The sequence below is a fragment of the Burkholderia sp. AU45388 genome, assembly GCF_030481585.1.
GTDB lineage: Bacteria > Pseudomonadota > Gammaproteobacteria > Burkholderiales > Burkholderiaceae > Burkholderia > Burkholderia sola.
This window is the reverse complement of record NZ_JAUJPV010000001.1, coordinates 460,913-477,695: the sequence shown is the minus strand read 5'-3', so window position 1 is coordinate 477,695 and position 16,783 is coordinate 460,913. Positions and strand designations below refer to the sequence as shown.

At 68.5% G+C, this 16,783-nt stretch carries 15 protein-coding genes; all 15 read left to right on the top strand.

Features of this window, described 5'->3' with window-relative positions:
* The 15 genes from xylB (at nucleotide 1) to QZM72_RS02060 (ending at nucleotide 16,594) form a co-directional block, all read left to right on the top strand.
* Nucleotides 1–1,479, top strand: coding sequence for a xylulokinase (xylB, locus tag QZM72_RS02130; protein WP_301737012.1), 1,479 nt, complete (start codon nucleotides 1–3; stop codon nucleotides 1,477–1,479).
* 87 nt (nucleotides 1,480–1,566) lie between these two features.
* Nucleotides 1,567–2,595: a D-xylose ABC transporter substrate-binding protein gene (gene xylF / locus QZM72_RS02125; protein ID WP_301737011.1), complete on the top strand. Its 1,029-nt coding sequence runs from the start codon at nucleotides 1,567–1,569 to the stop codon at nucleotides 2,593–2,595.
* A 60-nt stretch (nucleotides 2,596–2,655) separates the two neighbouring features.
* Nucleotides 2,656–4,215, top strand: a complete 1,560-nt coding sequence (gene xylG / locus QZM72_RS02120) for a D-xylose ABC transporter ATP-binding protein (protein ID WP_089471386.1) — start codon at nucleotides 2,656–2,658, stop codon at nucleotides 4,213–4,215.
* Nucleotides 4,212–5,423 (top strand): sugar ABC transporter permease, encoded by a 1,212-nt coding sequence (locus tag QZM72_RS02115; protein ID WP_089471385.1) that lies wholly within the window; start codon nucleotides 4,212–4,214, stop codon nucleotides 5,421–5,423. Before xylG ends, QZM72_RS02115 begins: the two co-directional genes overlap by 4 nt.
* Nucleotides 5,424–5,459: 36 nt before the next feature.
* On the top strand, nucleotides 5,460–5,777 hold the full coding sequence (locus QZM72_RS02110; protein ID WP_301737010.1) for a hypothetical protein: 318 nt from the start codon (nucleotides 5,460–5,462) through the stop codon (nucleotides 5,775–5,777).
* 285 nt (nucleotides 5,778–6,062) lie between these two features.
* Nucleotides 6,063–6,740: a GntR family transcriptional regulator gene (locus QZM72_RS02105; RefSeq protein ID WP_301737009.1), complete on the top strand. Its 678-nt coding sequence runs from the start codon at nucleotides 6,063–6,065 to the stop codon at nucleotides 6,738–6,740.
* Between the two features lie 128 nt (nucleotides 6,741–6,868).
* Entirely contained in the window at nucleotides 6,869–7,666 is a 798-nt protein-coding gene (locus QZM72_RS02100) for an ABC transporter substrate-binding protein (protein WP_301737008.1), read from the top strand.
* Between the two features lie 73 nt (nucleotides 7,667–7,739).
* Nucleotides 7,740–8,438: an ABC transporter permease gene (locus QZM72_RS02095; protein ID WP_301737007.1), complete on the top strand. Its 699-nt coding sequence runs from the start codon at nucleotides 7,740–7,742 to the stop codon at nucleotides 8,436–8,438.
* On the top strand, nucleotides 8,435–9,175 hold the full coding sequence (locus tag QZM72_RS02090; protein ID WP_089471380.1) for an ABC transporter permease: 741 nt from the start codon (nucleotides 8,435–8,437) through the stop codon (nucleotides 9,173–9,175). The genes QZM72_RS02095 and QZM72_RS02090 overlap by 4 nt, the downstream gene beginning before the upstream one ends.
* Nucleotides 9,172–9,936, top strand: a complete 765-nt coding sequence (locus QZM72_RS02085; RefSeq protein ID WP_301737006.1) for an ABC transporter ATP-binding protein — start codon at nucleotides 9,172–9,174, stop codon at nucleotides 9,934–9,936. Before QZM72_RS02090 ends, QZM72_RS02085 begins: the two co-directional genes overlap by 4 nt.
* A 77-nt stretch (nucleotides 9,937–10,013) precedes the next feature.
* Nucleotides 10,014–11,384, top strand: coding sequence for an aspartate aminotransferase family protein (locus QZM72_RS02080; protein ID WP_301737005.1), 1,371 nt, complete (start codon nucleotides 10,014–10,016; stop codon nucleotides 11,382–11,384).
* A 14-nt stretch (nucleotides 11,385–11,398) separates the two neighbouring features.
* A complete protein-coding gene (locus QZM72_RS02075; RefSeq protein WP_301737004.1) occupies nucleotides 11,399–12,988 on the top strand; it encodes a gamma-glutamyltransferase family protein in 1,590 nt (529 codons plus the stop codon).
* A gap of 45 nt (nucleotides 12,989–13,033) precedes the next feature.
* Nucleotides 13,034–13,468 (top strand): porin, encoded by a 435-nt coding sequence (locus QZM72_RS02070; RefSeq protein WP_301737003.1) that lies wholly within the window; start codon nucleotides 13,034–13,036, stop codon nucleotides 13,466–13,468.
* Between the two features lie 271 nt (nucleotides 13,469–13,739).
* Complete coding sequence (locus QZM72_RS02065; RefSeq protein WP_301737002.1) at nucleotides 13,740–15,230, top strand: PAS domain-containing sensor histidine kinase; 1,491 nt, start codon at nucleotides 13,740–13,742, stop codon at nucleotides 15,228–15,230.
* Nucleotides 15,212–16,594, top strand: coding sequence for a sigma-54 dependent transcriptional regulator (locus tag QZM72_RS02060; RefSeq protein WP_301737001.1), 1,383 nt, complete (start codon nucleotides 15,212–15,214; stop codon nucleotides 16,592–16,594). Before QZM72_RS02065 ends, QZM72_RS02060 begins: the two co-directional genes overlap by 19 nt.
* The last annotated feature ends 189 nt before the right edge of the window (nucleotides 16,595–16,783 follow it).

Below are 16,783 nucleotides of genomic sequence, written 5' to 3'. Positions count from 1 at the left end.
ATGTACATCGGACTCGATCTCGGCACGTCGGGCGTGAAGGCGGTGCTGCTCGACCGCGACGGCGCGGTGCGCGCCAGCGCGAGCCGCCCGCTGACGGTGAGCCGGCCGCGGCCGCGCTGGTCCGAGCAGGCGCCGCGCGACTGGTGGGAGGCCGCCTGCGGCGCGCTTGCCGCAGTCGTGGCGGATGCGCGTTCGGCCGGCATCGATCCGCGCGACATCGGCGCGCTCGGGTTGACCGGCCAGATGCACGGCGCGACGCTGCTCGATGCGCACGGCGACGTGCTGCGCCCCGCGATTTTGTGGAACGACGGGCGTGCGGACGCCGAGTGCGACGAACTCGAACGGCTCGCGCCGTCGCTGCGCACGGTGGCCGGCAACGTCGCGATGCCGGGCTTCACCGCGCCGAAGCTGCTGTGGGTGCGGCGTCACGAGCCCGACGTGTTCGCGCGCATCGCCTACGTGCTGCTGCCGAAGGATTATCTGCGCTACCGGCTGACCGGCGCGTTCGCCACCGATCCGTCGGATGCCGCGGGCACGCTGTGGCTCGACGTCGCGAAGCGTGATTACGACGATACGCTGCTCGCCGCCTGCGGGCTGTCGCGCACGCAGATGCCGGCCGTGTTCGAGGGCAACCGCATCACCGGCACGCTGCTGCCGGCCGTCGCACGGGCGCTCGGCCTGCGCGAGATCCCGGTGGTGGCCGGCGGCGGCGACAACGCGGCCGGCGCGGTCGGCGTCGGGATCGTGCGGCCCGGCGACGCGCTGCTGTCGCTCGGCACGTCGGGCGTGTATTTCGCGGTGTCGGACGGGTTTCGCGCGAATCCCGAATCGGCGGTGCACAGCTTCTGCCATGCGCTGCCCGATACCTGGCATCTGATGTCGGTGATGCTGAACGCGGCCGGCTGCATCGACTTCACCGCGCAACTGGCCGGCTACGACGGCGTCGCGGCGCTGCTCGACGACGCCGAAACGCACGCACGCGCGAGCCGCCCGTGGTTCCTGCCGTACCTGAGCGGCGAGCGCACGCCGCACAACGACGTGAACGCGAAGGGCGTGTTCTATGGGCTCACGCCCGACACGCGGCGCGCCGATCTCGCGAACGCGACGCTCGAAGGCGTCGGTTTCGCGCTGCTCGACGGCATCGACGCGCTGCATGCGGCCGGGCTCGCCCCCGACAGCATCACCGTGATCGGCGGCGGCTCGCGCAGCGCGTACTGGACGCAGATGCTCGCCGATCTGAGCGGCCGCGCGCTGACGCTGCGCGAGGGCGGCGAGGTGGGGCCGGCGCTCGGCGCCGCGCGCCTCGCGCATCTCGCGCTCGAGCCCGATGCGCGGCTCGGCGACGTGTGCCCGCAGCCACCCGTCGTCGCGGTGCGCGAGCCCGATCCCGAGCGGCACGCATGGTATCGCGACGTGCGGCGGCCGACGTTTCGCGCGCTGTATCGTGCGCTCGAACCGGTGTTTGCGACCGGCGCGTGAGACGCACGTCGCAGTGACTCGATGCGGGCGGTGCAATCCGGCGGCCGCCCGCGGTTCGTGAGTGGTTCCATAACAAGGAGTGGAGACATGAAATCCGTGACGCGTCGTACCGTATTGAGTTCGCTTGCCGGCGCCGCCGCGCTGGCGATCCTCGCACTGGGCTCGCCGCTCGCCCATGCGAGCAAGGACAAGCCCGAGATCGGCTTCTGCATCGACGATCTGCGCGTCGAGCGCTGGTCGCGCGATCGCGACTATTTCGTCGCGGCCGCGACGAAGCTCGGCGCGAAGGTGTCGGTGCAGTCAGCCGATGCGAGCGAGGAGCGGCAGATTTCGCAGATCGAGAACCTGATCTCGCGCGGCGTCGACGTGATCGTGATCGTGCCGTTCAACTCGAAGACGCTCGGCAACGTCGTCGCCGAGGCGAAGAAGGCCGGCATCAAGGTCGTGTCGTACGACCGCCTGATCCTCGACGCGGACGTCGACGCATACATCTCGTTCGACAACGAGAAGGTCGGCGAACTGCAGGCGCAGGGCGTCTACGACGTGAAGCCGAAGGGCAACTATTTCCTGCTGGGCGGCGCGCCGACCGACAACAACGCGAAGATGCTGCGCGAAGGACAACTGAAGGTGCTCAAGCCCGCGATCGACCGCGGCGACATCAAGGTCGTCGGCCAGCAGTGGGTGCCCGAATGGAGCGCATCGACCGCGCTGCGGATCGTCGAGGACGCGCTGACCGCGAACAACAACAAGATCGACGCGATCGTCGCATCGAACGACGGCACGGCCGGCGGCGCGATCCAGGCGCTCGCCGCGCAGCATCTGGCCGGCAAGGTGCCGGTGTCCGGGCAGGATGCGGATCTGGCCGCGGTCAAGCGCGTGATCGCCGGCACGCAGACGATGACCGTCTACAAGCCGCTGAAGCTGATCGCGAGCGAAGCCGCGAAGCTCGCGGTCGATCTCGCGAAGGGCACGAAGCCCGCGTTCAACGCGCAATACGACAACGGCAAGAAGAAGGTCGACACGGTGCTGCTGCAGCCGACGCTGCTGACCAAGCGCAACGTCGACGTCGTCGTGAAGGACGGCTTCTATACCCAGGCCCAGCTGGCGAGCCAGTAACGGCACGACGCGCGGGCGGCGCACCGTCGCGCCCGCGCGCATCCTGCGAGGCATGAACGAATGACGGAACCCTTGCTGACGATGCGCGGCATCGTCAAGGCATTCGACGGCGTGAAGGCGCTCGACGGTATCGACCTGACCGTGCGCCCCGGCGAATGCGTCGGGCTGTGCGGCGAGAACGGCGCCGGCAAGTCGACGCTGATGAAGGTGCTGTCGGGCGTGTACCCGCACGGCACGTGGGACGGCGAAATCCGCTGGGAAGGCGCGCCGCTCGCGGCATCCGGCATACGCGACACCGAGCGCGCGGGCATCGTGATCATCCATCAGGAACTGATGCTCGTGCCCGAACTGTCGGTGGCCGAGAACATCTTCCTCGGCAACGAGATCACGCTGCCGGGCGGGCGCATGCACTTCGCGGCGATGGTCCAGCGGGCGGAGGAACTGCTGCACGAACTGCGGATCGACGCGATCAACGTCGCGCAGCCGGTGATGAACTACGGCGGCGGCCACCAGCAGCTGATCGAGATCGCGAAGGCGTTGAACAAGCAGGCGAAGCTGCTGATCCTCGACGAACCGTCGTCGTCGCTGAGCGCGTCGGAAACGCGGATCCTGCTCGACATCGTGCGCGACCTGAAGCGGCGCGGCGTGGCGTGCGTGTACATCTCGCACAAGCTCGACGAGGTGGCGGCCGTGTGCGACACGGTCACCGTGATCCGCGACGGACGCCATGTCGCGACCGAGCCGATGGCCGCGCTGACCACCGACCGCATCATCGCGATGATGGTCGGCCGCGAGATCCGCGACCTGTATCCGCGCGAGCCGCACGAGATCGGCGACGTCGTGCTCGACGTGCGCCATGTGACGTGCCGCGACGTGACCAACGCGCGCCGCAAGCGCGTCGACGACGTGTCGTTCAGCGTGCGGCGCGGCGAGATCGTCGGCGTCGCCGGGCTCGTCGGCGCGGGCCGCACCGAGTTGATGCAGGCGATCTTCGGCGCGTATCCGGGCGCGTGCACGGCGAGCGTGACGATGAACGGCCGGCCGCTCGCGATCCGCTCGCCGGCCGACGCGATCCGCGCCGGCATCGCGATGGTGCCGGAGGACCGCAAGCGCCACGGCATCGTGCCGCAGCTCGGCGTGGGCCACAACATCACGCTCGCGGTGCTGCGGCGCTTCGCGGCGCGCGGGCGCATCGACGCGGCCGCCGAGCTCGACGCGATCCGCACCGAGATGCAGCGGCTGTCGGTGCGCGCCGCGCATCCGTTCCTGTCGATCGCGAGCCTGTCGGGCGGCAATCAGCAGAAGGCGGTGCTCGCGAAGATGCTGCTGACCGAGCCGCAGGTGCTGATCCTCGACGAACCGACGCGCGGCGTCGACGTGGGCGCGAAGGCCGAGATCTACCGGCTGATCTTCGCGCTGGCCAGGCGCGGCGTCGCGCTGATCGTCGTGTCGTCGGAACTGCCGGAAGTGCTCGGCCTCGCCGATCGCGTGCTGGTGATCGGTGAAGGCGAGCTGCGCGGCGATTTCGTCAACCAGGGCCTCACGCAGGAACAGATTCTCGCCGCCGCGCTGAAGCCCGCGCGGGCGGCCGCCGAACCCACCGCAGCGAGTGCGACATGAATTCCGAACTTTCTTCCTCGACCCCGGCGACGCCGGATACCGATGCGCGTCGTCCCGACGGGCATGCGCCGCGGCTCGCGCTGCGCCACGTCTTCACGCGCTACAAGGTGCTCGCGCTGCTGTTCGCGGTCGTCGCGATCTGGGCGTTCTTCTCGGTGCTGACGGACGGCGCGTTCGTCACGCCGCGCAACGTATCGAACCTGCTGCGGCAGATGTCGATCACCGGCATGCTCGCGTGCGGGATGGTGTTCGTCATCATCGCGGGCGAGATCGACCTGTCGGTCGGCTCGCTGCTCGGGCTGCTCGGCGGCGTCGCCGCGATCCTCGACGTCAACCGCCACTGGCCGGTCGCGGCGACGGTCCCGGTCGTGCTCGCGCTCGGCGTGCTGATCGGGCTCTTCAACGGCTGGTGGTCGACCTATCGGCGCGTGCCGTCGTTCATCGTCGGGCTCGGCGGGATGCTCGCGTTTCGCGGCATCCTGCTCGGCGTGACGGGCGGCTCGACGATCGCGCCCGTGTCGGACGGCTTCGTGTTCATCGGGCAGGGCTATCTGCCGCGTGTTGCCGGGGACGCCCTCGCGGTGCTGCTGTTCGTGGTCGCGACGCTGCTGGTGGTGCGCCAGCGCGGCACGCGGCGGCGCTATCGGCTCACGGTCGCGCCGTTGTGGCAGGACGTCGCGAAGATCGTCGGTGCCGGCGCCGTGCTGTTCGCGTTCGTCGCGACGCTCGACCGTTACGGCGGAATTCCGGTGCCCGTGCTGCTGCTGCTCGTGCTGCTCGGCGTGTTCTCGTGGATCGCGACGCAGACCGTGTTCGGCCGGCGCATCTATGCGGTGGGGTCGAACCTGGAAGCGACGCGGCTGTCGGGCGTGGACACCGATCGTGTGAAGCTCGTGATCTTCGCGCTGATGGGGCTGATGTGCGCGTTCGCCGGCCTCGTCAACACGGCGCGGCTCGCGGCCGGGTCGCCGTCCGCCGGCTCGATGGGCGAGCTCGATGCGATCGCCGCGTGCTTCATCGGCGGCACGTCGATGCGAGGCGGGTCGGGCACCGTCTACGGCGCGCTGATCGGCGCGCTCGTGATGGCGAGCCTCGACAACGGGATGTCGATGCTCGACGTCGACGCGTACTGGCAGATGATCGTCAAGGGCGCGGTGCTGGTGCTCGCGGTGTGGATCGACGTGGTGTCGCGCTCGAACCGGCGGTGACGCGCCGTCGGTCGCGAGTCGACAAAGAGGAAGATCATGGAACGAAACACGATGCGCGTGCCCGATGTTGCCGTGCTGGCGGCCGGGCCGTTCGCGATGCCGGATGCCGGTTCCGTGCTGGGCCTGGATGACCCGCGCGACCGGCAGGTGATCGCGGATGCATTGCGCGCGCTGCTGCGCGAGCGTTCCGAGGCGCTCGCGTTCGCGATGCGCATGGCCGACCAGTGCGGCCGGCCGCGGCCCGATGCGGCCGATTTCGCGCTGACCGACATCATTCGGCTCGCGCGCATCGTCGAGCGGATCGAGCGGGACGGCGCGTCGAAGCGCGCGGCCGTGCCCGCGGGTGGAGGCTGACGGCGCACCGTCCGCCGTCATGGTTGGCCGACACGCCCGACGCCGGATGCCCGGCGTCGGGCGTTTTCGTTTGCGGGCGAGGGCGCGTCGGTGTCTCGCCGATTCTACGGGTTAACCCATATTCGACATTATTTGTGGCGTCGTATAGTGCAGCCGTAGATACAAATATCCACTATTACCAATACCTTTCAATCAAGATCGAACGGAAGTTCGCGAGCCCGCCACGCGCCTTCGGTGTGCGGGCGCGTCGCGGCGATGCCGAGGGTCCGCGAAAGAGGTCATTGCATGAACATGGACACCCGTACGCCGCCGCTGCATCCGCAATTTCCCGCCACGGCCGAGGAAGAGGCCTACGCACACGTGCTCTACCGCATCCGGATGGGAACGTACAAGGCCGGCGATCGCCTGATTCCCGAGGACATCGCCGCCGAGATCAATACGAGCCGCATGCCGGTGCGGGAGGCGTTCCGTCGGCTCGCGAGCGAAGGGTTGGTCGCGATCCGTCCGAATCGCGGCGCGATCGTGCGGGGGCTCGACGTCGACGAGATGGAGGTGGTGTTCGGCATGCGCGGCGTGCTGGAAGGGCTGGCCGCGCGCATGGCGCTGCCGAACATCACGCCGCAGCATGTCGATGAATTGACGCGCCTGATCGACGCGATGGAGCGCGCCGAGCCGGACGGCCAGCAGTGGGTGACCGCGCATCGCAGCTTTCACGAATATCTGTGCCGGCTGTGCGGGCGCCAGCGCCTGATTACGCAGATTGCCGGGCTGCACACGGTGGTGGAACCGCACATGCGCTTGTGGCTCGAGCGCGCCTACAAGCCGAAGACGTCGCGTGACGACCACATGGGGCTGATCGACGCGATCCGGAGCGGCGATCCTGTCGCGCTCGAGGCCGCGGTGCGCGAGCACATCGAAGCGACCGTCCCGGCCGTGCGCGACTGGATGACGGGCGGCCACTGAAGGAACAGGAACAGGCGGCGGCTGCCGCCTCGTGCCTGTCGATAAGTGATCCAAATCAATTGTCGGGCAAGAACCGTGCGACACGACCACGCAGTCATTTCCAACGAAACACGTTACGGAGTATCGACATGAAACGACCCATGATGAGATTCCTGCTGCTCGTCACCGTCCTGCTGGCGGCCGCGCAGGCCCACGCGAAAGAGTGGAAGGACATCCGGATCGGCTACGAAGGCGCGTATCCGCCGTTTTCGTCGATACAGCCCGACGGCACGCCGGTGGGCTTCGACATCGACGTCATCCATGCACTGTGTGCGCAGATGCACGCGAACTGCACGCTGGTGCAGATCGGCTGGGATGGCCTGCTGCCTGCCCTGATGGCCGACAAGGTCGACGCGATCGTCGCCTCGGTCGCGATCACCGCCGAGCGCAAGCAGAAGGTCGCATTCACCGACAAGTACTACAACACGCCGCGCCGGCTGGTCGCCGCGAAAAACAGCCCGATCAAGGACGCGACGCCGGCGGAACTCAAGGGCAAGCGCGTCGGCGTTCAGCGCGGCACGCTGGCCGACAAGTACGCGAGCGCGTACTGGGTGCAGAACGGCGTGCAGCTGGTGCGCTACCCGACCCAGGACGAGGTCTATCTCGATCTGCGCTCGGGCCGCATCGATGCCGCGTTGCAGGACGCGACCGCCGCGTATTCCGCGTTCCTGACGAAACCGGAAGGCGCGAACTTCAAGTTCGTCGGCACGCCGATCGTCGGTACGACGCCCGAGCAGAAGACGCTATTGGGCGAGGGTTACGGCATTCCGGTGCGCAAGACCGACGACGATCTCCGGCAGCAGCTGAACCAGGCGATCACGGCCATTCGCGCCAATGGCGTGTATCAGTCCATCGAGAAGAAGTACTTCGATTTCGACATCTACTGATCGTTTGCCGATCGGCATCGCACCGGCGCGCAGGCAGCCGGAACGAATCCCGAGCGTGCTGGAAAGGAGCGTCATGTCCGAATTGCAGCAATACCTGCCGGCGCTGTTGCGCGGCGCCGAGGTGACGATCGTGCTCGCCGTGCTGTCCGTCGCGCTCGCCGTATGCATCGGCATGGCGGGCGCGATGGCCAAGCTGTCGGGCTCGCGCGTGCTGGCGTCCGCCGCCACCGCGTACACCACGCTGATTCGCGGCGTGCCGGAGTTCGTGATGATGCTGCTGGTGTTCTACGGCGGCCAGATCGTGCTGAACCGGCTGTCGGCCGCGTTCGGCCTGCATGCGCCCGACGTCGACGCGTTCGCGACCGCGGTGCTGACGATCGGTTTCATATTCGGCGCGTACTACACGGAGACGTTCCGTGGCGCGATCCTCGGTGTGCCGCGCGGCCAGATGGAGGCGGCGCGCGCATACGGATTCTCGGGCTGGCTCGCGTTTCGCCGCATCCTGTTTCCGCAGATGGCGCGGCTCGCGTTGCCTGCCGCCCTGAACAACTGGCTGGTGCTGCTCAAGACCACGGCGATCGCGTCGCTGATCGGCCTGCACGACGTGATGTTCATCTCCGACCAGGCCGGCCGCACGACCCAGGCGCCGATGACGTTCTATCTCGCCGCCTGCGCGGTGTATCTGCTGGTGACGTCGGGATCGACGGCGTGCGCGGCGCGCGCCCGCGTGCGCTTGAACCGCGGCATGCGCGAGGGGAGGCTGCACGGATGAGCCACGACCAACTGATCTCGCTGCTTGGTGCGTACGCCGGCGGGCTATGGGTCACGGTGCAACTGACTGCGGGTTCGCTGGCCCTCGGGTTGCTGCTCGCGATTCCGCTGGCGGTGCTGCGCGTGTCGCCTAACCGCTTCGTGCACGGCCCGGTGGCGGTGTACACGTGGTTCATGCGCGGCACGCCGTTGCTCGCGCAACTGATGATCGTGTATTACGGCTTCGGCCAGTTCCAGTGGGTGCAGGACGCGTGGCAGCGCGGCAATCCGCTGCTGTTGCTGCTGCGCGATCCGTTCGGCTGCGCGATGATCGCGCTGACCGCGAACACCTGCGCGTATACCGTCGAAATCCTGGCCGGTGCGATCCGCGCGACCGCGTACGGCGAAATCGAAGCGGCGCAGGCGTACGGGATGTCGCGTGCGACCGCCTGGCGCCGCATCGTGTTGCCGTCGGCGCTGCGCCGGTTCCTGCCCGCCTACAGCAACGAAGTCATCCTGATGCTGCACGGCACGTCGCTGGTCAGCGCGATCACGCTGATCGACCTGACGGGCGCCGCGCGCGATTTCTACGCGAACTACTACGCGCCGTTCGAGGCGTTCATTTCCGTCGGCACCGTCTATTTCGCGTTGACGGGGCTCGTCGCGCTGCTCATCCGGGCAACCGAGCGGCGCCTGCTCGTCCACTTGCGGCCGCTGCCGCTTTCCACGCTTGCGCAATCGCGGAGCCACGCCACATGAATGCACTGTCCGTCGAGAATCTCCACAAGCGCTACGGCGACCACGAGGTGCTGAAAGGCGTCTCGCTGGCGGCCCACCCGGGCGACGTGATCAGCGTGATCGGTTCGTCGGGGTCGGGCAAGAGCACGCTGCTTCGATGCATCAATTTTCTGGAATCGCCTTCGTCGGGCCGCGTGTCGCTCGGCGGCGGCGAGGTGAGGACGTCGGTCGACCGCAGCGGCCGGATCAGGATTTCGGATCCCGTCCAGTTGCGCCGGATGCGCACGCGGCTCGCGATGGTGTTCCAGCATTTCAATCTGTGGGCGCACATGACGGTGCTGCAGAACGTCGTCGAGGCGCCGCTGCACGTACTGAAGCTCGGCCGGGCGGAGGCGCGCGAGCGGGCGGAACGCTATCTCGAGCAGGTGGGCATGACGCGTTTCGCCAACGCGTATCCGGCGCACCTGTCCGGCGGCCAGCAGCAGCGTGTCGCGATCGCCCGCGCGCTCGCGATGGAACCCGACGCGCTGTTGTTCGACGAACCGACGTCGGCGCTCGATCCGGAGCTGGTCGGCGACGTGCTCAAGGTGATGCGCGATCTCGCGCGAGAAGGCCGCACGATGATCGTCGTCACGCACGAGATGGGCTTCGCGCGCGAGGTGTCGAACCACGTGATGTTCCTGCATCAAGGCGTGGTGGAGGAGGAAGGCGATCCGCGCGACATATTGAAGACGCCGAAAAGCGGACGGTTGCAGAAGTTCCTGTCCGGCGGGCTCAAATAGCGGGAGCCGGCGCCTGTTCGGGCCCGTGCCGCACACAAGACACGACCATGGAAGAGACGAAAACCAGGGAGGGACTCATGCACACTCTGAAGCAGAACGACGTCGAACACGTCCTTCATCCATACACGAACCTGAGCCGTCATCGCGATGTCGGGCCGATGGTGATCGAGCGCGGCGAGGGCGTCTACGTGTACGACACGGAAGGCAACCGCTACATCGAGGCGCTGAGCGGCCTGTTCTGCGCGTCGCTGGGGTTCAGCGAATCGCGGCTGGCCGACGCGGCGGACCGCCAGATGCGCAAGCTGCCGTTTTATCACGCGTTCGGTCATAAGTCGTCCGAACCGTCGATCCTGCTGGCCGAGAAACTGATCGCGATGGCGCCCGTGCCGATGTCGAAGGTGTTCTTCGCGAACTCGGGTTCCGAAGCCAACGACACCGCGGTGAAGCTGATCTGGTATTACAACAACGCGCTCGGGCGCCCGCTGAAGAAGAAGATCATCGCCCGCACGCGGGCATACCACGGCGTGACGATCGCGTCCGCGAGCCTGACCGGCCTGCCGAACAACCATCGCGACTTCGACCTGCCGATCGATCGCATCCTGCATACGGATTGCCCGCACTACTACCGTCATGCGCTGCCCGGCGAATCGGAGGAGCAGTTCGCGACACGCTGCGCCGAGTCGCTCGAGCAACTGATCCTGCGCGAAGGGCCCGACACGATCGCCGCGTTCTTTGCCGAGCCGATCATGGCGTCCGGCGGCGTGATCGTGCCGCCCGCCACCTATATGGACAAGATCCAGCGCGTGCTGAAGCGGTACGACATCCTGCTCGTGGCCGACGAGGTCATCTGCGGTTTTGGCCGCACCGGCAACATGTTCGGCTCGGAAACCTTCGGCATGCGGCCCGACATGATCGTCGTCGCCAAGCAGCTGTCGGCCGGCTACCTGCCGATCTCGGCGCTGATGGTCAACGACGCGATCTATCGCGCGCTCGTGGCCGAAAGCGAGAAGATCGGCACCTTCGGCCACGGCTTCACGTACAGCGGCCATCCGGTTTGCGCGGCCGTCGCGCTCGAGACGCTGCGCATCTACGACGAAGACGGCGTGCTCGATCACGTGCGCGACGTGATCCCGCATTTCCAGCAGCGCGTGGCCGATCTCGCCGGGCATCCGCTCGTGGGCGAGGCGCGCGGGGCGGGGCTCCTCGCCGCGGTCGAACTGGTCGCCGACAAGGCGACGAAAACGCCGTTCCCGCCGTCCGAAGGCGTGGCCGTCCATGCCGGCGAGCGGGCGCTGGCGTACGGCGTGATCACGCGCGCGTTGGGCGATGCGTTCAATTTCTGCCCGCCGCTGATCATCACGCACGACGAAATCGACCAGTTGTTCGATGCGTCGAAACGGGCGCTCGACGACACGCTCGCGTGGCGCCGGTCGCTGTCCGCACGTTGAATCAGGAGAACACCATGAGGAATTTCGAACAACCTGGCCGCTCGCTCGTCATGTCGACCGGCGCGATGGCCGCGACGTCGCATCCCGCGTCGACGCTGGCTGCCGTCCGGATCCTGGAATCGGGCGGCAACGCGATGGACGCCGCGATTGCCGCGTGCGCGGTGCAATGCGTCGTCGAGCCCGGCTCGACCGGCATCGGCGGCGACTGCTTCGCGCTCTATTCGCGCGGCGGCGGCGACGACATCGTCGGCTTCAACGGGTCGGGCTGGGCGCCGGCCGCCGCGAGCGTCGAGCGGCTGCGCGCGCTCGGCGTCACGTCGATCGAGCGCCACTCGCCGCACGCGGTGACGGTGCCCGGCGCGGTCGACGCATGGGCGACGCTCGTGCGCGATCACGGTTCGCTGCCGCTTTCCGCGTTGCTTGCGCCGGCGATCCGGCTCGCCCGAGACGGCTATGCGGTCGCACCGCGCGCGGCGGCGGACTGGGCGCATCAGGCGCAACTGCTGTCGCTGGACGCCACGAGCCGCGCACAGATGCTGGTTGGCGGCCACGCGCCGCGCGCGGGCACCGTGCATCGGCAGCCGCTGCTCGCGCGCACCCTCGAGACGATCGCGCAGGCAGGCTCGCGCGTGTTCTACGAAGGCGAGGTCGCGGAGGACATCGTCGCCCGCCTGCGCGGCATGGGCGGCCTGCACACGATGGACGACTTCGCGGCGTTCCATGGCGAATACGTGAAGCCGATCACCGCGCGCTTTCGCGGCTACGACGTGCACGAGTGTCCGCCGAACGGGCAGGGCGTCATCGCGCTGCTGATGCTGAAGCTGCTCGAAGGATTCGACGCGAACGACGATCCGCTCGGCGCCGAGCGGCTGTACCGGGAGATCGATGCCGCGCGCGTCGCGTATGCGCTTCGCGACGTGCTGCTGGCGGACCCGCGCCTTCGGCCAATGGATGTCGAGATGCTGTTGTCGGAGGCGTCCGTCGAATCGCTGCGCACGCGCATCGCGGCGCTGCACGCGATCGGCGCACCGGTCGCGGCGTCGGTGGAGCACAAGGACACGGTCTACATCTGCGTGGTCGACAAGGATCGCAACTGCGCGAGCTTCATCAACTCGCTGTTTCACCCGTTCGGCAGCGGCATCATGTCCGAGGAAACGGGTGTGATGCTGCACAACCGCGGCCAGAGCTTCACGCTCGAAGCCGGCCACCCGAATGCGATCGCGCCGCACGCGAGGCCGATGCACACGATCATTCCCGGCATGGTGACCCGCGACGGCAAGGTGCAGATCACGTTCGGCGTGATGGGCGGTCATTATCAGGCGATGGGGCATGCGCACTTCCTGTCGAAGGTGCTCGACTACGGCCTGGACCTGCAAACGGCGATCGACCTGCCGCGCATCTTTCCGCGGCCAGGCACCGATCACGTCGAGGTCGAATGCACGATGCCCGCGGCGGTGCGCGAAGCGCTCGCGCGACGCGGCTTCAACCTCGTCGCACCGAGCTCGGCGATCGGCGGCGCGCAGGCGATCCGGATCGACTGGGAGGCCGGTACGCTGATCGGCGCGTCCGACCATCGCAAGGACGGTTGCGCGCTGGGCATCTGACACGGGCGTCCGCGTTATCGGCACACGAAAAAGGGGTGACGCATCATGGAGAGGCAGTCGGTCGTGCGCGGAGATGGTGAGATCCGGCGCGAATCGCCATACGGTTCGTCGAAGGAGAACACCTATGCGGGCGTGGTTGCGGACATTCCCGCGCTCGTCGCCGCGACGTTGGGGGCGGCCGAGCGCTACAACACCGGCTCGGTGTTCGTCGCGTGGCAGGCTTCGCCCGCGCTGCTGTTCGAGACGGGTTACAACTACCTGAAATCGCACGGCGATTCGTCGGCCGCGTACCGGCAGGTCACGCTCGCGGCCGACTACGCGCTCAGCAAGCGCACGGATCTCTATGCGACGACGAGCTACGGGCATGCGTCGGGCAGCAACGGCGCGGGCCCCGCGCAGGCGGTGATCGCGGACGCCTACGTCGATGGCGGCAAGGCGGCCCAGGAGCTTGCGATCGTCGGCATTCGCCATCGATTCTGATCGAATGCGCCGCGCATCATGGCCGCGGCGCGCCCCACGCGGCCGTCACGTCGCCGCCGAGCCGCCATTCGCCGAACGAGCGGCGCGGGGAGGGTTCGGCCTGGACGCTGGACCGAAGGCAGTCTGGCGCCCCAGGCTTTCGCCCGGCTTTCCAGCGTGAGCCGTTGTCGCTCCGATCCGGCAAGCCGCCGGTGCGATGCATGGCGGTCACGACGGCTTCGCATGACATGCAATACGCTATTCTGTCGTCCTCGACCATCCGCCCGATCCGATGAAGCGTCCGTCGTTTTCCACCCAACTCGTCATGCTGTGGGCACTCGTCGCGGCGCTGTGCGCGACGCTCGTCGCGGTCGTCTGGATCACGGCGAGTTCCGCCGAGAGCCAGCAGGTGGCCAGCGCGAAGGCCGCGGGCGCGTCGGCATGCGAAGCGGTCGCGTCGCGTTACAGCGCGTCTTCCGCGTCGGCGGGCGCCGGGCCCGCCCCGGAACTGATGCACGCGATCCTCGACATCGTGCTGTCCCGTGCGCCCGACATGGAAGGCGGGTTCTGGATGCCCGACGCCGCCCCTGCGGCGAGCGGCTTTCTCGCGTATTCCTTTCCGACCTATCAGGGTAGCGGCGTCAAACACGACGTTCCGGAAGCGGAAACGCCGCTGATCCTCCGCACGCTGCGCGCCGCGGCCGCGACGCATGCCGCGACGGCGAACGTCGTCGAAGGCGCGCAGGATGCCGTGATCGCGGCGGCCTGCCCGGTACGCGGCGGCTCGGGGCTGTACGTGTGGATGCTGACGCGTGCGCGCCCGCCGCTGGGCCGGCACGGTGAGTTGCTGGCAACGGGCCTCGCGGCCGTGCTCGCCGTGATTCTGGCGATCGCGGCGGCGCTGGCCGTGGCGCTGCGCCGATGGAAGCGCAATCTCGCACGGATCGAGAGCGGGCTGGAACCCGACGGGCGCGAGCATCACCTGCCGTACGTCGGCGAACCCGATCTCGACCGCGTGATCGATGCGTTCAACGAGCGGGCGCGGCGCGCCGACTTGCTGAAACAGCAGGCCGACGAACTGCGCACGCGCCTCGCGCAGGCCGAACGGTTCGGCATGCTGGGCAAGCTGGCCGCGCAGGTCGCGCACGAGATTCGCAATCCGATGGGCGCGATGCGGCTGAAGGCGGAGAACGCGCTGGAGGGCGATGGCCGGCGGCAGCAGGACGCGTTGCGCGTGATCCTCGCGCAGATCGAGCGCATCGATGCGCAATTGTCGAGCCTGCTCGCGCTGACGCAGCCGGTGCGCCCGCATGCGACACGGGTCGACGTCGACGCGTGGCTCGCGCAGGCCGTCGACGCGCACCGCGAACTCGCGCAGCGGCAAGCGATCGAGCTGACGCTGTCGCTCGCGGGGCAGGGCGAACGGCTCGCGTGGCCGTCGGATTTTCCCGCTTTCGATCCCGACCAGATGCGGCGCGCGCTCGACAATCTGCTGCTCAACGCGCTGCACCACGCGGGCGACGGCGGCGCGGTCACGCTCGCCGCCGAGCGGCGCGCGTTCGCCGGGCGCGACTGGCTGTGCCTCACCGTGTCGGACAGCGGCCCCGGCGTGCCGGCCGCGCAGCGCGAGCGGATTTTCGAACCTTTCGTGACGGGCCGCGCGGATGGCACGGGCCTCGGCCTTGCCGTCGTCCGCGAAGTGGCGGCGGCGCACGGCGGTCACGCGCGCCTCGACGGGGGGGCCGCATTCGTGATTGAAATTCCATGGCAAACATCCTCATAGTCGACGACGACGCGGCCTTTCGCGACAGCCTCGCCGAAACGCTCGCCGATCTCGGTCATCGGGCCGTCGAGGCCGCATCCGGCCGCGCCGCGCTCGGCACGCTGCGCGACGGCGGCGGCAACGGTATCGAATGCATCTTCCTGGACTTCCGCCTGCCGGATCTGGACGGGCTGGCCGTGCTCGCGCAACTGCGCGACGATCCCGCGCTGGCCGCGATTCCGGTCGTCATGCTGACGGCCCATGCGACCAGCGACAACACGATCGAAGCGATGCGGCTCGGCGCATTCGATCACCTGACGAAGCCGATCGGCCGTCGCGACATCGCGCAATTGCTCGAACGCATCGTGTCGGCGAATCAGCCGCCCGCGCTCGCGCCGCCCGACGACGGTTTCGCGGGCGAACCTTCGGCGGACCGACCGCGACTGCTGGGCGTGAGCGCCGCGATGCGCGACGTGCAGAAGCAGGTCGGCCGCGCCGCGATGAGCGACGCGACCGTGCTCCTGACCGGCGAGACGGGCACGGGCAAGGAGGTGGCCGCCCGCGTGCTGCATGCCGCGTCGGCCCGGCATGCGGGGCCGTTCGTCGCCGTGAACTGCGCGGCCATCCCGGCCGATCTGCTCGAAAGCGAGTTGTTCGGGCATCGTCGCGGCGCGTTCACGGGGGCGCATGCCGATCGCGCGGGGCGCCTCGTCGAGGCCGATGGCGGTACGCTCTTTCTCGACGAGATCGGCGACATGCCCGCCGCGATGCAGGCGAAGCTGCTGCGTGCGCTGCAGGAGCGCCAGGTGACGCCGCTCGGCGCGGATCGCACCACGGCAATCGACATTCGCGTCGTGGCCGCGACGCACCGCGACCTTGCCGCGGCCGTCGCGAACGGCACGTTCCGCGAAGATCTCTTCTATCGGCTGAACGTCATTCCGCTGCACCTGCCGCCGCTCGCGGAACGTGTGGCCGACATCCTTCCGCTCGCCGCGCATTTCCTCGGCAGCGCGGCGGGCATGCGCGCGCTGCATCTGACGAACGACGCGCAGCGCGCGCTGCTCGATCACCGCTGGCCGGGCAACGTGCGCGAACTGCGCAACGTAATGGAGCGGGCGGCCGCGCTCGCTCCCGGGCCGGCCGTCAGCGCGGCCGATCTCGGCCTGGCCGCCGTGCCCGCGCGCGAATCGGGCGCCGAGGCGGTGCCGGCGCACCTGCTCGACATGCCGCTGCCCGATGCGCTGGCGACGCTCGAGCGCGCGGCGATCCTGCGCGCGCTCGAGCGCGCGAACGGCAATCGCGCGGAGGCCGCGAGGCAGCTCGGGATCGGCCGCCAGTCGCTCTATGCGCGCATGGCGAATCTCGGGATCGAGCGCGACGACTAGTCAGCCGTTACGACTGTCGGGAATGCCGACAGGCGGTGACGCGACGTGTCGGGAAATCCGACATGTTGGCCGCGCGTCGTCGTTCGGCGCACGGCCGCGCGGCGCGTCGCGGGTTGGCACGGGTATTGCGAATACCGGTGCATCGCAACCCGTCGCCGGAGCCCGTCATGAAGTCGTACCTGCCTGTCG

Bases quoted from the DNA above. Each gene is read 5' to 3' on its own strand.
- xylB (WP_301737012.1), top strand. From the start codon at position 1: ATGTACATCGGACTCGATCTCGGCACGTCGGGCGTGAAGGCGGTGCTG.
- xylF (WP_301737011.1), top strand. From the start codon at position 1,567: ATGAAATCCGTGACGCGTCGTACCGTATTGAGTTCGCTTGCCGGCGCC.
- xylG (WP_089471386.1), top strand. From the start codon at position 2,656: ATGACGGAACCCTTGCTGACGATGCGCGGCATCGTCAAGGCATTCGAC.
- QZM72_RS02115 (WP_089471385.1), top strand. From the start codon at position 4,212: ATGAATTCCGAACTTTCTTCCTCGACCCCGGCGACGCCGGATACCGAT.
- QZM72_RS02110 (WP_301737010.1), top strand. From the start codon at position 5,460: ATGGAACGAAACACGATGCGCGTGCCCGATGTTGCCGTGCTGGCGGCC.
- QZM72_RS02105 (WP_301737009.1), top strand. From the start codon at position 6,063: ATGAACATGGACACCCGTACGCCGCCGCTGCATCCGCAATTTCCCGCC.
- QZM72_RS02100 (WP_301737008.1), top strand. From the start codon at position 6,869: ATGAAACGACCCATGATGAGATTCCTGCTGCTCGTCACCGTCCTGCTG.
- QZM72_RS02095 (WP_301737007.1), top strand. From the start codon at position 7,740: ATGTCCGAATTGCAGCAATACCTGCCGGCGCTGTTGCGCGGCGCCGAG.
- QZM72_RS02090 (WP_089471380.1), top strand. From the start codon at position 8,435: ATGAGCCACGACCAACTGATCTCGCTGCTTGGTGCGTACGCCGGCGGG.
- QZM72_RS02085 (WP_301737006.1), top strand. From the start codon at position 9,172: ATGAATGCACTGTCCGTCGAGAATCTCCACAAGCGCTACGGCGACCAC.
- QZM72_RS02080 (WP_301737005.1), top strand. From the start codon at position 10,014: ATGCACACTCTGAAGCAGAACGACGTCGAACACGTCCTTCATCCATAC.
- QZM72_RS02075 (WP_301737004.1), top strand. From the start codon at position 11,399: ATGAGGAATTTCGAACAACCTGGCCGCTCGCTCGTCATGTCGACCGGC.
- QZM72_RS02070 (WP_301737003.1), top strand. From the start codon at position 13,034: ATGGAGAGGCAGTCGGTCGTGCGCGGAGATGGTGAGATCCGGCGCGAA.
- QZM72_RS02065 (WP_301737002.1), top strand. From the start codon at position 13,740: ATGAAGCGTCCGTCGTTTTCCACCCAACTCGTCATGCTGTGGGCACTC.
- QZM72_RS02060 (WP_301737001.1), top strand. From the start codon at position 15,212: ATGGCAAACATCCTCATAGTCGACGACGACGCGGCCTTTCGCGACAGC.